1 protein-coding gene is annotated in these 534 nt (G+C 60.1%); it reads left to right on the top strand.

The features are described 5' to 3' along the window. Positions 1-534, top strand: a 534-nt coding sequence (locus A9587_RS24280; protein ID WP_105281996.1) for an NlpC/P60 family protein, incomplete at both ends; no start/stop codon positions are given.

Raw genomic sequence — 534 nt, 5'->3', positions numbered from 1 at the left:
TGCAGGGTGAGATTGTGGCGCTGGTCCACAGTCATCCCGGTGGTCTGCCCTGGCTGAGTGAGGCCGACCGGCGGCTGCAGGTGCAGAGTGATTTGCCGTGGTGGCTGGTCTGCCGGGGGGCGATTCACAAGTTCCGCTGTGTGCCGCATCTCACCGGGCGGCGCTTTGAGCACGGGGTGACGGACTGTTACACGCTGTTCCGGGACGCTTACCATCTGGCGGGGATTGAGATGCCGGATTTTACGCGGGAGGATGACTGGTGGCGTCACGGTCAGAATCTCTATCTGGATAATCTGGAGGCAACGGGGCTGTATCAGGTGCCGTTGTCAGCGGCGCAGCCGGGCGATGTGCTGCTGTGCTGCTTTGGTTCATCGGTGCCGAATCATGCCGCTATTTACTGTGGTGATGGCGAGCTGCTGCACCATATTCCTGAACAACTGAGCAAACGAGAGAGGTATACCGACAAATGGCAGCGACGCACACACTCCCTCTGGCGTCACCGGGCATGGCACGCATCTGCCTTTACGGGGATTT

The sequence above is a fragment of the Escherichia sp. MOD1-EC6162 genome (genome assembly GCF_002965125.1).
Lineage (GTDB): Bacteria > Pseudomonadota > Gammaproteobacteria > Enterobacterales > Enterobacteriaceae > Escherichia > Escherichia marmotae.
This window is presented reverse-complemented; position numbering and strand designations above follow the sequence as displayed.